Source organism: Prescottella sp. D32, assembly GCF_037287305.1.
Classification (GTDB): Bacteria; Actinomycetota; Actinomycetes; order Mycobacteriales; family Mycobacteriaceae; genus Prescottella; species Prescottella equi.
Genome location: NZ_JARBSW010000001.1, coordinates 321,777 through 334,096 on the forward strand (window position 1 = coordinate 321,777; position 12,320 = coordinate 334,096).

12 protein-coding genes are annotated in these 12,320 nt (G+C 68.8%); 4 read left to right on the top strand and 8 right to left on the bottom strand.

The features are described 5' to 3' along the window. Window positions 1-123 precede the first annotated feature (123 nt). The 6 genes from PSS76_RS01455 to PSS76_RS01480 all read right to left on the bottom strand — a co-directional run bounded on the left by PSS76_RS01455 (window position 124) and on the right by PSS76_RS01480 (window position 5,110). A complete protein-coding gene (locus tag PSS76_RS01455; protein ID WP_005516744.1) occupies window positions 124-1,218 on the bottom strand; it encodes an inositol-3-phosphate synthase in 1,095 nt (364 codons plus the stop codon). Then, window positions 1,211-1,777 carry a PadR family transcriptional regulator gene (locus tag PSS76_RS01460; RefSeq protein WP_013417640.1) on the bottom strand — a complete coding sequence of 189 codons (567 nt, stop codon included), beginning with the start codon at window positions 1,775-1,777 and terminating at the stop codon, window positions 1,211-1,213. The genes PSS76_RS01455 and PSS76_RS01460 overlap by 8 nt, the downstream gene beginning before the upstream one ends. 106 nt (window positions 1,778-1,883) lie before the next feature. Beyond that, the gene (locus tag PSS76_RS01465) at window positions 1,884-2,684 is read right to left on the bottom strand and encodes a DUF1707 SHOCT-like domain-containing protein (RefSeq protein ID WP_233281824.1); all 801 of its coding nucleotides are present in this window, start codon (window positions 2,682-2,684) and stop codon (window positions 1,884-1,886) included. A 2-nt stretch (window positions 2,685-2,686) separates the two neighbouring features. Further along, entirely contained in the window at window positions 2,687-3,532 is an 846-nt protein-coding gene (locus PSS76_RS01470) for a DUF1707 SHOCT-like domain-containing protein (protein ID WP_064079072.1), read from the bottom strand. 61 nt (window positions 3,533-3,593) lie between these two features. Continuing rightward, on the bottom strand, window positions 3,594-4,229 hold the full coding sequence (locus tag PSS76_RS01475; protein ID WP_064079073.1) for a hypothetical protein: 636 nt from the start codon (window positions 4,227-4,229) through the stop codon (window positions 3,594-3,596). Window positions 4,230-4,231: 2 nt separating this feature from the next. Then, window positions 4,232-5,110 carry a DUF1707 SHOCT-like domain-containing protein gene (locus PSS76_RS01480; protein ID WP_337455770.1) on the bottom strand — a complete coding sequence of 293 codons (879 nt, stop codon included), beginning with the start codon at window positions 5,108-5,110 and terminating at the stop codon, window positions 4,232-4,234. A gap of 147 nt (window positions 5,111-5,257) precedes the next feature. On the opposite strand from PSS76_RS01480, the gene PSS76_RS01485 reads away from it, so the two are divergent. From PSS76_RS01485 to PSS76_RS01495, 3 genes are all read left to right on the top strand, one after another. Then, the gene (locus tag PSS76_RS01485; RefSeq protein ID WP_005516753.1) at window positions 5,258-5,677 is read left to right on the top strand and encodes a DUF5318 domain-containing protein; all 420 of its coding nucleotides are present in this window, start codon (window positions 5,258-5,260) and stop codon (window positions 5,675-5,677) included. Between the two features lie 75 nt (window positions 5,678-5,752). Beyond that, window positions 5,753-8,287, top strand: coding sequence for a transglycosylase domain-containing protein (locus tag PSS76_RS01490; protein ID WP_370530791.1), 2,535 nt, complete (start codon window positions 5,753-5,755; stop codon window positions 8,285-8,287). Between the two features lie 23 nt (window positions 8,288-8,310). Beyond that, entirely contained in the window at window positions 8,311-9,918 is a 1,608-nt protein-coding gene (locus PSS76_RS01495) for a glycosyltransferase family 87 protein (RefSeq protein ID WP_081183885.1), read from the top strand. Between the two features lie 19 nt (window positions 9,919-9,937). Here PSS76_RS01495 and PSS76_RS01500 read toward each other — a convergent pair whose 3' ends face one another. Together PSS76_RS01500 and PSS76_RS01505 are read right to left on the bottom strand one after the other, a co-directional pair. Continuing rightward, window positions 9,938-10,366 (bottom strand): DUF2752 domain-containing protein, encoded by a 429-nt coding sequence (locus tag PSS76_RS01500; protein ID WP_064079074.1) that lies wholly within the window; start codon window positions 10,364-10,366, stop codon window positions 9,938-9,940. 47 nt (window positions 10,367-10,413) lie between these two features. Then, window positions 10,414-11,778, bottom strand: a complete 1,365-nt coding sequence (locus PSS76_RS01505; protein WP_337455771.1) for a glycosyltransferase 87 family protein — start codon at window positions 11,776-11,778, stop codon at window positions 10,414-10,416. 184 nt (window positions 11,779-11,962) lie between these two features. Here PSS76_RS01505 and rpsF point away from each other — a divergent pair, with 184 nt between their 5' ends. Then, window positions 11,963-12,250: a 30S ribosomal protein S6 gene (gene rpsF / locus PSS76_RS01510; RefSeq protein ID WP_005516767.1), complete on the top strand. Its 288-nt coding sequence runs from the start codon at window positions 11,963-11,965 to the stop codon at window positions 12,248-12,250. The last annotated feature ends 70 nt before the right edge of the window (window positions 12,251-12,320 follow it).

Sequence of the window (12,320 nt, forward strand, 5' to 3'; positions counted from 1 at the left end):
ACGAAAGCCACCGTAGCACCGGAGGATTCGCCGGACCACCGATTAGTCCGGAGAATCCCCGTAATACACCTGTGGCGGTGGTCGAAGGAATCGACCACCGCCACAGGAGGTTTACGCGGAGACTCAGGCCTCGATGATGAAGGCCTCGAGCTCGGCACGAGCCTTGTCGTCGGCCATCTGGACCGGCGGGGACTTCATCAGGTACGCCGATGCCGGCAGGATCGGGCCACCGAGGCCGCGGTCCTTGGCGATCTTCGCGGCGCGGATGGCGTCGATGATGATGCCGGCCGAGTTCGGGGAGTCCCACACCTCGAGCTTGTACTCCAGGTTCAGCGGGGCGTCACCGAACGCGCGACCCTCGAGGCGGACGTACGCCCACTTGCGGTCGTCGAGCCACTCGACGTAGTCGGAGGGGCCGATGTGGACGTTGCGGTCGTGGACCTTGCCGGCCAGCGGGCCCTCGAGGTTCGAGGTCACGGCCTGCGTCTTCGAGACCTTCTTCGACTCCAGGCGCTCACGCTCGAGCATGTTCTTGAAGTCCATGTTGCCGCCGACGTTCAGCTGGTACGTGCGGTCCAGCACCACGCCGCGATCCTCGAACAGCTTGGCCATCACGCGGTGGGTGATGGTGGCGCCGACCTGGCTCTTGATGTCGTCGCCGACGATCGGGACACCGGCCGCGCGGAACTTCTCGGCCCACTCCGGATCGGAGGCGATGAAGACGGGCAGCGCGTTGACGAACGCGACGCCGGCGTCGATCGCGCACTGCGCGTAGAACTTGTCGGCCTCCTCGGAGCCCACCGGCAGGTAGGACACCAGGACGTCGACCTGTGCGTCCTTCAGAACCTTCACGACGTCGACCGGCTCGGCGTCGGAGACCTCGATGGTCTGCGCGTAGTACTTGCCGATGCCGTCGAGCGTCGGGCCGCGCTGGACCGGAACGTCCAGCGGCGGGACGTCGGCGATCTTGATGGTGTTGTTCTCGCTGGCGTTGATGGCCTCGGAGAGGTCGAACCCGACCTTCTTGGCGTCGACGTCGAATGCGGCGACGAACTGGACGTCGCGCACGTGGTACTGGCCGAAGGTGACGTGCATCAGACCGGGAACCGTCGAGTTCTCGTCGGCGTCCTTGTAGTACTGCACGCCCTGGACCAGGGACGAGGCACAGTTACCCACGCCCACAATGGCTACACGCACCGCGGTGCTGTTCTCACCCATGGTCGGGTTCTCCTTCTTTCTTCTTGGGTGCTGCTGCTGTTGATGATTGTTCGGCGGCGATCAGCTCGTTGAGCCACCGCACCTCGCGCTCGCTCGATTCGAGACCGAGCTGGTGGAGCTGGCGGGTGTAGCGGTCGAGTGATCCGGTGGCCCGCCCGACGGCGTCGCGGAGGCCTTCTCGACGCTCCTCGACCTGACGTCGCCTGCCTTCCAGGATTCGCATCCGCGCCTCGGCGGGGGTGCGACTGAAGAAGGCGAGGTGAACGCCGAAACCGTCGTCGGTGTAGTTCTGGGGCCCCGTGTCCGCCACCAGCTCGGAGAAACGCTTCCGACCGGCGGGGGTGAGCTCGTACACGCGGCGCGCCCGACGCTTGACGGTGCCGTCCGCGCCTGCGTCCTCCGCGATCAGCCCGTCGGCCTGCATGCGGCGCAGGGTCGGGTAGAGCGAGCCGTAGGAGAAGGCGCGGAATGCACCGAGCAGGCCGGTCAGCCGCTTGCGGAGCTCGTAACCGTGCATGGGTGACTCGAGGAGCAGCCCGAGAATTGCGAGCTCGAGCAAGACCACACCCCCTGAGAGTCCCGAACATAACCGATAGATGCGATTGCCAACTATATCGCACCGATATATACGGACGCACGGTCATCCGAGATTCTCGCCGGACGACCTACCGGTCGGCCCGGTAGACGCTGCGCACTTCACCGTCGAAACCGACCGTCATGAACCCCTGTGCGCCGGTGTTCTCGTCGGTCACATGGACGCTCACGATCGATCCGTCGTCGTCGTCGCGCTGCGCGATCAGATACACCTGGGTCGGATCGCTCACACCCAGCGTGCGGTCGGCGCCGTACAGCAAACCCATGAGCCGGGCGACGTTCGGGCGGAGCTCCGCGAGGTCGACGGGCACACCCGCGGTTCGCCCGGGCGAGCGCCCGTTGTCGGTGAGGTGGCCGTCCTCGTAGCGGTACGACTGCTCGCTGCCGGGGGCCCCGACGACCGCGCGAGAGATCGACGCGTACTCCGGGTAGACGATCAGCCGGTCGACCTCCCCGCTGCCGAGCTGGTGTTCGATGTCGTCGAGCATCCGGCCGAAGCCGGCTGCCGTGGTCAGCTCCACCGACGACGCCCCGGACGACGCCGGAACGACGTCGCGATCCGAGGTGACCGCAACGATGCCGCAGATCACGACGACCGCGGCCGACAGCGCGACTGCCCAGCGTGTGCTCGTCGACATCGATGTCGGCGCGGTGGTGCCGCTCAGGGTCGGCGGTGCCTGCAGGTCGCCGACGAGCCGGTCGAGGTCGTCGAGCGTGCGCGCCGACTGTGCCGCCTCCGTTCGCCTCCGGTGCTCGACGTCGCTCAGTTGGCCGTCGGTGAAGGCGGCGTCGAGTGCCGCCCGCACCGCGGTGCGGTCGACGTCGCGGGCACGAATCCGCGTCGGCGTTCGTCCGGGGAGCCGGTTCGACACGGTCACCGTCCCTCGGCCGGCGAGACGTCCACGACGGTGCCGTCCATCCGTGTGTCGATCATGCCCGTGCGTTCCTCGTGATCCTGGAAGAGGACAGAGACGAGGACGTCGTCGGGCGGATCCGGGCGTACGAAGACGTGTTCCACGTGCGCCGTCGGAAGCCCGACCCGGTCCGCTCCGGAAGCGAGCACCTCGGCGAGACGGTCGACGTCGAGGGTCGCGAGGTCCACGGTGACGGTGCCGAGCTCGCGCCCGTCCGGTCCCCCCGACGTCGAGAAGCCGCCCCGGAAGCTCCAGTCCTGCGCCCGATGCGGCTGGTCCGGAAGCGCCCTGGTGAAGAACGCGTAGGTCGGGTAGAAGATCACATCGTCCACCAGCAGATCGCCGAACTTCTGCTGATACCGAGTCAGGAAGTCACGGATGCCCTCGGCGGATACCGGGTCGTACGCCTCCACCACGATCGGCTCCGGTTCGCCGGCCGGGATAGGCGCCGCTCCGGCCGCAGCCACGGTCTCCGGCGCGGTGTCGCCGCCCCGGTTCGTGTACAGCGCTGTCGCGCCGATCGCCAGGACCGCGACGACGACAGCCGCGACTGCGCGACCCTCGATCGCAGTGCGTGGCGTCGGTGTGGATTCGCGTGCGGCTTCGACGAGGTGGGCAGGGATCTGCAGATCCGCGACGAGAGAGGCGAGTTCCCCGAGCGTCTTCGCCTGCATGGCCTGTGTGGTGCGGTTCTGGTACTCGGTGGGGTCGAGCTGACCCTCGCCGTACCCGGCGTCGAGAAGCGCACAGATCTGCGCACGGTCGATGTCACGTGCGCGCTTTCTGGCGGAGACTCGCTCTGGCACGCGGTGATCATAGGGAACCGGTCGGAATGTCGCGTGTCCGCGTCCACGGGATTCCAGCGGTCTATCGGTCGGCGCCGCGGACGGCGCGGACCTGACCGTCGAAGCCCACCGTCAGGAAGCCGCTCGTACCCTGCTCGTCGTTTCCCAGGTAGATCTCGGCCGTCGGCCCGTGCTCGTCCTGTTCGATCGAGATGTGCGTCGACGTCGGGTCGGCGACGGCGAGCGTGCGATCGGCGCCGTAGAGCAGGCCGATCACGGTGGGTACGTTCGGGCGCAGCGGGGCGAGATCGATCGGTACGCCGTTGCCGCTGCGCGGCGACGGGGAGCCGGCCTCCGTGAAGCGGGCTTCGCCGTCGTCCATCTCGTACTGATAGGAGACCGACATCCCGGGCTTTCCGGGCACGGGACGGTTGAACAGCGCGTACTCGGGATAGATGTCGAGCGCGTCGACCGTGGAGTCGCCGAACTTCCGCTGGATCTCGTCCAGCAGTCGAACGAGCCCGGCGGCGGTGGTCAGCTTCGCGGGGCCGGAGGAGGAGCTCGCCGTGTGATCGGTGCCCGCCGAGTGGCCCCACCGACCGGTCCCGACCACCACGAGCAGCCCGGCCACGACGACGGCCGCCGCGGCGACGACCGCGATCAGGCGCCGGTTCGGCTGCCGCGGCGAATCGGTCGCCGTGCCACGAGGAGCGGTCACGGTCAGCCGCCGGCGCGCGACGGGGCGGAGACGTCGGTGACGACCCCGTCGAACGTCGCGTAGAGGTGTCCGGAGAACAGGCCGGGGTCCTCGACGTAGACCAGGATCTCGGGCTCGTCGGTGATCGGGTTGGGCCTGACGATGATGCTGTCGACCCGGCCGCCCGGCAGTCCCAACGTCGACGGTGCGTCCCGGATCAGGTTCCGGAGCCCTTCGATCCGGAGTCCGGCGAGGTCGACCGACGCGTTGGACGGACGGGAGGACGGCGACCCACTCGGATTGAAACCGCGGTAGTAGTCCCAACGCTGGACGCGATGCGGCTGCTCCGGCAGCATCCGGGTGAAGGTGGCGTAGCGCTGCTTGAGATACAGCTCGTCGACGATCTGGTCGCCGAACTTGATCTGGAACTGTTGGAGGAACTCCTCGATCCCCTCGGCGGTCGTCGTGTCGATCGGCTCGATCACGATCGCGTCGGGCTCGCCCGGAATCGGTGCCGGTGCCGCGGCCGGTCGTTCGGCGGCCACGACCTCGCGGACGGGGTCCGTCTGCGGGCTCGCGTCGTCACCGCGTGTGACGACGGCCACGAGACCGATCACGACGGCCACCGCAACGACGGCCGCGGCGATCACCGGACCCCGGCGCTTGCGGCGGGAACCGGGGGCCTCGCGGACCACCGCCTCGGACAGGTGCGCCGGGATCTGCAGATCGGACACCAGCGCGTCGAGTTCACCCAGAGTCTTCGCCTTCATCGCGGCGGCCGTGCGGGTGTCGTACTCGCTGGTTGTCAGCTGGCCCTCGCTGTATCCGGCGTCGAGCAGTCCACACGTCTGCGCACGATCGATGTCGCGCGCGCGTGTGCGTGCGGAAGCCTGCCCGGACATGGTCATGAGTTTAGGTAACGGCCCGAGGGACGCGGCGACGCCGTCCCGCCCCCGCCGTCCGGCGCGTGTCAAGACCTTGTGTTCGTCCCCACGTGCGGTCACTCCCGCTCCACCCCACCGACGGTGGACGCACGTACTCTGGTCTCCGTGCGGATACAGCGGCAGGTCGTGGATTACGCGCTGCAGCGACGGTCCCTGCTGTCCGAGGTGTACTCGGGGCGGACCGGCGTCAGCGCGGTCTGCGATGCGAGCCCGTACCTGCTGCGTGCGGCCAAGTTCCACGGCCGCCGTAGCGAGGTGATGTGCCCGATCTGTCGTAAAGAAGAGTTGACCCTCGTATCTTGGGTGTTCGGCGACAAGCTGGGTCCGGTGTCGGGGTCGGCACGGACACCCGAGGAACTGGTTCGTCTGGCCGCGACCGAGGAGGAGTTCTCGGTTCACGTCGTCGAGGTGTGCCGCACATGCAGCTGGAACCACCTGGTCCAGTCCTACGTTCTCGGTGCAGTGCCTGCACCGAAACGGCCGCGGAGGTCTTCGTCCCCGCGTCGCCGCACCGCGAGCGAGTAGGGATCCGACAGCTGTGCCCACCGACCGACGCAACCGAGGACTGCCCACAGTCACCCGATTACTGGAGATTCGTACGTGAGTTCCCCCAACAACCCTCAGGGTCGAGCCAACGGACCTAGACGTCCCAACGGCCCGCAGCAGAGTGGACGACCGGCCGGGCAGCAGCCCGGCCGACCTGTGGGTGGCCCCGCGCCGCGCCGCAACCCCGGCCCACCGCCGGGGGGCCGCCCCGCAGCACCGCGGCAGCCGCAGGGCGGACGCCCCCCGCAGGGCGGACGTCCCCCGCAGGGTGGTCCGCGTCCGGCTACGGGCGGCGGCGGTGGCCGCGGTCCCGGTGGGCGTCCGCCGGTCGGTCCGCCGCCGACGGCCCGCAAGTCGGGTGGGGGTTCGGGCGGTCAGCCGCCCAAGGGGCCGAAGAAGACCAAGTCGAGCAAGTGGAAGATCGCACGACGCGTCACCGCCGCGGTGGTGGCCGTCGGGCTGATCGTCCCGATCCTCGGCTTCATGGTCGCGTACATCTTCGCGGACGTCCCACGCCCCGGAGACATGAAGACGAATCAGGTGGCGACCATCCTGGCGTCCGACGGCACCACCGAGATCACGCGCGTCGTGCCGCCGGAGGGTAACCGCACCGAGGTCACGATCGACCAGATCCCGGCCCACGTGCGCAACGCCGTGCTCGCCGCCGAGGACCGTGACTTCTACTCCAACCCGGGCTTCTCGGTCACCGGCTTCGCCCGCGCGGCGCGCGACAACGTGCTCGGCCGCGACAGCGCAGGCGGCGGGTCGACGATCACCCAGCAGTACGTCAAGAACGCGCTCGTGGGTTCGGAGCGGTCGCTCACTCGCAAGATGAAGGAACTGGTCATCTCCTCGAAGATGGCCAAGCAGTGGTCCAAGGACGAGATCCTGGCCGCCTACCTGAACACGATCTACTTCGGTCGTGGCGCGTACGGCATCGCGGCGGCCTCGAAGGCGTACTTCGGCAAGCCGGTCGAGGAACTGACCGTGTCCGAGGGCGCCGTGCTGGCCGCGGTCATCCAGCAGCCGTCGGGGCTCGATCCGGAGTTCAACCCGACCGGCGCGCAGTCGCGCTGGAACTACGTCCTCGACGGCATGGTCGGCAGCGGCACACTCAACTCGGCCGATCGTGCGGCAGCTCAGTTCCCGCAGGTCATTCCGTCCGCCGAGGTCGACAACGGCGGCGGTGCCGGCGGCCCCGAGGGTCTCGTGAAGCAGCAGGTGCTGCAGGAACTCTCGGCGTCGGGGATCAGTGAGCAGGACCTCAACACCGAGGGCCTGCAGATCACCACGACGATCGATCCGAAGGCGCAGCAGGCCGCGATCGACGCCGTCGAGACCTACATGGAGGGCGAGCCCGAGGAGTTGCGCACCGCCGTCGTGTCGGTCGATCCGCGCAGCGGCGCCGTGCGCGCCTACTACGGCGGCCAGGACGGCTCCGGCTACGACTTCGCGCAGGCCGGCCTGCAGACCGGATCGTCGTTCAAGGTGTTCGGTCTCGCGGCCGCACTGGACCAGGGGATTCCGCTGTCGCAGATGTACGACAGCGGCCCGCTCACCGTCAACGGCATCTCGATCGGCAACGTCGAAGGCGAATCCTGCGGCACGTGCACCATCGCCGAGGCGCTCAAGCGGTCCCTCAACACGAGCTTCTACCGACAGATGCTGTCGATGGACAACGGTCCGCAGGCCATCGCCGACATGGCGCACAAGGCCGGCATCCCCGAGGAGATTCCCGGGGTCGGCAAGTCGCTCACCGAGCCCGACGGCAACGGCCCCAACAACGGCATCGTGCTGGGCCAGTACCAGTCGCGGCCGCTCGACATGGCGTCCGCGTACGCGACGCTGGCCGCGTCGGGTGTGTACCACCAGCCGTACTTCGTGCAGAAGGTCGTCACCGCCGACGGCACCGTGCTGCTCGACCGCGGCACGCCGGCCGGTGAGGAGCGCATCGACGACGCCGTCGCCGACAACACCACTGCCGCGATGACCCCGATCGCCGCGTACTCGCGCGGCCACGGCCTGGCGGGTGGACGCCCGTCGGCGTCGAAGACCGGCACCGCGCAGCTCGGTGACACCGGCGCCAACAAGGACGCCTGGATGGTCGGCTACACCCCGTCGCTGTCGACGGCCGTGTGGGTGGGCACCGAGCAGGGTCTGCCGCTGGTGAACAGCTACGGCGGCATGATCTACGGCTCGGGTCTGCCGTCGGACATCTGGAAGGCCACGATGGACGGCGCACTCAAGGGCACGGACGTCGAGAAGTTCCCGACGCCCAAGCCGATCGCCGGTGTCGCGGGTGTGCCCGCGTACTCGGCCCCGGCAGCGCCCAAGACGACGACCCAGGCGCCCCCGAGCACCTCGGAGACCACGACGACGCGGCCGCCGCTCGAGATCACCACGAGCAACGTGGAGATCCTGCCCGGCGTGACGATCCCGATCCCGGGGATCCGACCGGGGCAGACCACGGAACCCACCCCGACGCAGTCCCCCGACGCGTCGTCCGAGGAGCAGGAGCCGCCCGCCGCGGGTGGCAACGCTCCACAGGGACAGCAGCGGCCCGCGCCGCAGCCGGTACCCGCCGGGTAGCGGATTCCCGGTAGCCTCGCGGAGTGGCCGACACTACTGCGGGCAGCACCGAAGACAGGATCGGCGGTGAGTTGGTGTCTCCGGCACCACTCGCCGCCGATCGTCGTTCCGCCGACTGGCGGGACGTCCCCGGCCACACGGATCCGCTGACGTCGAAGCTGGCATCGACCATCGGCGGCCCTGTGGGCCGGCACGCGCTGATCGGCCGGACCCGCTTCTTCACCCCGATGAGGGTGATCCTGCTGCTGGCCGTCGTCTTCCTCGCGCTCGGCTGGTTCACCAAGGCCGGCTGCATCCAGCAGGCCCCGGTGGGCGCGGACGGCGCTCTCGGGCTGGACTGGAGCGGCAACCGCCAGTACGTCGCGATGTGTTACTCCGACACCGTCCCGCTGTACGGTGCCGAGCACCTCGACGAGGGCGCGTTCCCCTACAAGAAGTGGTGGGAGGAACCGAGATCCGACGGCTCGATCCAGCAGCGGTACATGGAGTACCCGGTGCTGTCGGGTCTGTACCAGTACGGCTCGATGGTGGTCGCGAAGGCGTGGGACGCGACGCCATGGTTGCCCGGTGGCCTGCAGGTGGCGATCTACTTCAACGTCGTCGCGTTCGGTCTGGCGATGGCGTGGCTGGTGACGGTGTGGGCGAGCGCGCTGTTGGCCGGCAGGCGGGTGTGGGACGCGGCCCTCGTCGCGTGCTCGCCGCTGGTGATCGTGCACGCGTTCACCAACTTCGACCCGCTCGCGACGGCGTTCGCGATGGGAGGCCTGCTGGCGTGGGCGCGCAAACGACCGGTGCTCGCGGGCATCCTGCTCGGGCTGGGCGGCGCCGCCAAACTGTTCCCGCTGATGCTGCTCGGCCCGCTGCTGGTGTTGTGTCTGCGGTCCGGACGGATGCGCGACTGGACGCGCGCGACGCTCGCGGCGGCCGCCGCGTGGCTGGTGGTGAATCTGCCGATCGCGCTGCTGTTCCCGCGTGGTTGGGCCGAGTTCTTCCGGCTCAACTCCGAACGCGGCGCCGATCCCGACTCGATCTACAACGTCATCGCGTCGTTCACCGGATGGACCGGATTCGACGGACCGCTCGCGCCGGGTGAGTCGCCGTCCGTGCTGAACGTCGTCACGCTGCTGCTGTTCGCCGCGGTGTGTGTCGGCATCGGGTACGTCGCGCTCACCGCGCCGCGTCGTCCGCGCGTGGCGCAACTGTGCTTCCTGCTGGTCGCCGGCTTCCTGCTCACCAACAAGGTGTGGAGTCCGCAGTACTCGTTGTGGCTGGTGCCACTCGCCGTCCTGGCCCTGCCGCACCGTCGGATCCTGTTGGCCTGGATGACGATCGACGCACTCGTGTGGGTGCCGCGAATGATGTACTACCTGGGCGTCTCCAACAAGGGGCTGCCCGAGGAATGGTTCACCGGCGCCGTCGTCGTGCGTGACCTGGCCGTCGTCGCGCTGTGCGTGCTGGTCCTCCGGCAGATCTACCGCCCGGCCGACGACCTCGTGCGGTTCGGATTCATCGACGACCCCGCGGGAGGCGTCCTCGATCAGGCCGAGGACGCACCGCCGAGATGGCTGCCGCCGTGGCTGCGGCCCAAGGTGCCACCGGCTCCGGTCGAGGAACCGGTCCACGCGAGGTAGAGAGTGTCCTTCCGGCCGCTCAGACCCGCAGTCCGGTGAACGGTTCGAACGGAAGATTCCTGACCACGAACCACACCGCGAGGGTCGAACCGACGGCGACGGGAACCCAGCCGGGCCGTCGCGTGCTCTCGCCGCGGCGCCCACGCACCGATCGGAACACCCACACCACGTATGCGACCACGAGCACGACCGCGGCGACGACCCCGACGGCGTTGTACCGCAGCGCGCCCGGAACGTCGAAGTGCAGCAGCGCGTACAGCATTCGAGAGCTGCCGCACAGCGGACAGTCGAGGCCCAGCAGCGCCTGCGTGGGGCAGGTCGGGATGGGTCCACCGGGCACGGTGGGGTTCGCCCGGACGACGAAGCCGCAGACCGCGAACGCGGCGGCGGCCACTGCCGCGGGTGCGGCGAGGCGACGTAGCCCTCGATGCGCAGGCGGGACGGTCACGGGATCCAGTGCATCACAAGGATGCCGGCGGGGCGCGGAGCCGCGGTTCACCGCGAGCGCGCCGTCGTCGCGGTGACCGGACGTTCCCGGACGAGGTCGGCCGATGTCGTGGGCGCCCGGGTCCCGCCCGCGTAGCGGCGCAACGGTACCCGCGTGAACAGCACGAAGAACACCACCAGCAGTGCGGCCTGACTCCACACGCCCAACTCGACGAGGAACCGTGCGACCTCCGCGTCCGAGTTCGTCGCGAGGGCGTCGAACCAGCGGAACACCGCGATTCCGAGCACGGCGTCGGCGACCAGGTACGTGCCGACCAGCGACCAGGGGATCCGGAGCAGCACCAGGAACGGCAGCAGCCACAGCGTGTACTGCGGCGAGTGCACCTTGTGCAGCAGGACGAACGCGCACAGCATCGACGCGCTGACACCGATCCACGGGTAGACGCCCTCGCGTCCGTACCGGCGCCAGCCCAGCCACACCGCGAGCGCGAATCCGGCGACGAGCGCCAACGGGGACAGCGTGCCGACGAGAGCGTGGTACGACGCGCTCCCCCGATCGCCGGCGCCCATCAGCGGACGCAGGCCCCAGTACCAGATGCTGTTGCTGGTGAGGTCGGCCTCGCGCAGTTGCTGGAACGAGAAGGACGCGCGCCAGCCCGTGTAGTCGTGCACCGCGAACGGCAGGTTGATCGCCGCCACCGTCGCCGCCGCGGCGCCGACCACGGCGGCGGCGCCGCGGACGTCGAGGTCGGCGCGCGCCCGGTTCCGGGTGAGGACGTACATCGCGAGGGGCAGCACGAACAGGCCCGGATAGAGCTTGAGGCAGAACCCCACGCCCAACAGCACCGCCGCGAGCACCCCGCGGGTGCGCACCGACCACCGGCCCGTCGCCATCACCGCGATCGCTGCGACCGACGTCGCGACCACGGGCAGTTCCCAGTTGTGGAATCCGTACAGCAACAGCGGCGGGGTGGCCGCCCACAGCAGCGCGGTGCGTCCGGTGAGCCGGCCGAGCATCCACGCCGTCGCCAGCCCGAAGGGCGCCAGCAGCAGCGCCGAGTGCTGGAAGAACTCGGCATCGGTGTGCGCGCCGATCGCCCCGAGCCACATCAGCAACCCGGTGAGCACCGGATATTCGACGGTGCCGCCGGTGAGCAGGCCGTCGGGCGTGATGCCGCCGGTGTAGGGGAACAGGTGCTGGTCGATGCCGCGTCCGAGCCACAGGAGTTGGACGTCGGAGTAGCAGACGTCGGAGTCCTTGATCCGATCGAAGATCAGACTGCGACCGTCGGCGCCGAACGGTGGACCGATGCAGCGAGCCTTGTCCAGGTAACCGAGCAACAGGGTGAGCACGCATGCGGTGAGAACGGTGACCGTCGTCCCTCCGGCCCGGAGGTGCCCCGTCGCCCGCATGGATCCAGCGTAGGGCGATCCCGCGGTCCCGTGGGACCGGCGAGCCCCGGCCGGATCCGACTGCGAGGTCAATTTCGCAGGTCAAAGGGCACTCGTGTACCCTGCAAAGGTTGCTGACGCAACGACCCTCCTGCCACGGACAGTCCGTGGCCGTTTCACAGTCCATAGGAGGTGATGAGGTCTTATGCGTCATTACGAATTGATGGTCATCCTCGACCCCAGCCTGGACGAGCGCACTGTCGCCCCGTCGCTGGATACGTTCCTGAATGTCGTCCGCAAGGACGGCGGCAATGTCGACAAGGTCGATGTCTGGGGCAAGCGTCGTCTCGCGTTCGAGATCGCGAAGAACGCCGAAGGCATCTACGCGGTCGTCGACATCACCGCCGAGCCGGCCACCGTCAAGGAGCTCGACCGTCAGCTGGGTCTGAACGAGTCGGTGCTTCGTACGAAGGTCCTGCGCCACGGCAAGTGATTCCCGTCTGATCCGGGGACGGGCGCTGGTCGTCAGTATCAGCACCTAGGCTCTGGACCAACAGGAACTC

Bases quoted from the DNA above. Each gene is read 5' to 3' on its own strand.
- PSS76_RS01455 (WP_005516744.1), bottom strand. From the start codon at position 1,218: ATGGGTGAGAACAGCACCGCGGTGCGTGTAGCCATTGTGGGCGTGGGT.
- PSS76_RS01480 (WP_337455770.1), bottom strand. From the start codon at position 5,110: ATGTCCGGGCAGGCTTCCGCACGCACACGCGCGCGCGACATCGATCGT.
- PSS76_RS01505 (WP_337455771.1), bottom strand. From the start codon at position 11,778: ATGCGGGCGACGGGGCACCTCCGGGCCGGAGGGACGACGGTCACCGTT.
- rpsF (WP_005516767.1), top strand. From the start codon at position 11,963: ATGCGTCATTACGAATTGATGGTCATCCTCGACCCCAGCCTGGACGAG.